General features: G+C 49.0%; 1 protein-coding gene. It reads left to right on the forward strand.

Annotation, left to right across the window (positions count from 1 at the left end; genetic code table 11):
• The coding region (locus KDK18_RS05330) for a lipopolysaccharide assembly protein LapB (RefSeq protein ID WP_257253734.1) at positions 1–1,316 on the forward strand (1,316 nt) is incomplete at its 5' end.
• Between the last annotated feature and the right edge of the window lie 85 nt (positions 1,317–1,401).

Here is a 1,401-nt window from a genome sequence, read left to right on the forward strand (position 1 = left end):
ATCTGGCTCTGGCACGACTCTGGCAGCTAATGGGAAAAAACGAGCAGGCTGAAAAACTGCTGCTGAGCATGAGTGGCAAGCACCCCAATGCCAGTGAAGAAATCCTTTGCAGGCCTTATTGGAATCTTGATATTGATATGACTTTGGTGCGGCATTGGGAGGTCATGGACAAATATCACCTGGCTGAAAAACTGCTGCTGAACATGGTTGGCAAGCATCTCGGCCTCAATGAAGCCATCTTGTGTCAGCCCTGTGGAAATGATGAATTGGATCTGATTCTGGCACGACTCTGGTATGAGATAAAGAAATATGAATGGGCAGAAAGACTGCTGCTGAACATGAGTCACAAGCACCCCAATGACAATGAAGAGCGCCTGTGCAAATCATGCGGGAATAAGGATATTGACCTGGCTCTGATAAGAGTTTGGGAGATGCTGGGCAAATATAAATGGGCTGAAAAATTGCTATTAAACGTGGCAGGCAAGTCTCCCCTCGCCAGTGAAGAAGAGCTGTGCAAACCCTGTGGTGATTTTATCATAGACCATACTATGACCAGATATTGGGAGAGAGTGGGCGAGAATAAACGGGCTGAAAAGCTGCTGCTGAACATGAGTGGCAAGTCCCCCAAAGCCACTGAAGAAATACTGTGCCAACCCTGTGGGCACTTTCTGATTGACTTGGCCCTGGTGCGAGTCTGGGAGGCAATGGGCGACTATAAACAGTGTGAAAAACTGTTGCTGAATATCATTGGCAAGCAGCCCGATGACAATGAGGAAGACCTGTGCAGGCCCAGCGGGAACCACGATGTTGATCTGGCCCTGGCACGCCTCTGGCAGATGATGAATAAAAATAAACGGGCCCAAAGACTGATTCAGCGTTGCTGTGATCTCTACCAAACGAGCGAATGTCAATTGGCACTGCTGAGTCTGCATGCCGGGACAGCAAAATTTATGAAAATGATGACCGGCTGTCAGGAAAGTGCCAATACACTGCTGTTAACCTCGATCCATTATTTCAGGCTGGCTACCCGACTGATAGCAGAGGGTGACCCTGGGTCAGGACAAGATAACCTTAAAAAGGCACTTGAGCATGTGGAATCCGCATTGGAGAAAAACCCCTTGAGTGCAAGTGCCTGTTCGCAAAAAGCGCACTGCCTCAGAATGATGCGTTACAGCGAAGACGTGTGGAGTGAATGGTTCAAAAAAGCCAAAACCCTTGACCCCGGCAGGGTAGAAAAGTTTAGAGCTGACGATGCCTGGCGAATCACCGAAGCGATAGCTCTTCAAAAGGTGCAGAATCTGGCACGGCGAACATAAACCTGCCTGCCACTCATGTTCAACAGCAGCTTTTCAGCCTGCTCGTTTTTTCCCATTAGCTGCCAGAGTCGTGCCAGAGCCAGAT

The organism is Endozoicomonas sp. SESOKO3, assembly GCF_024606255.1.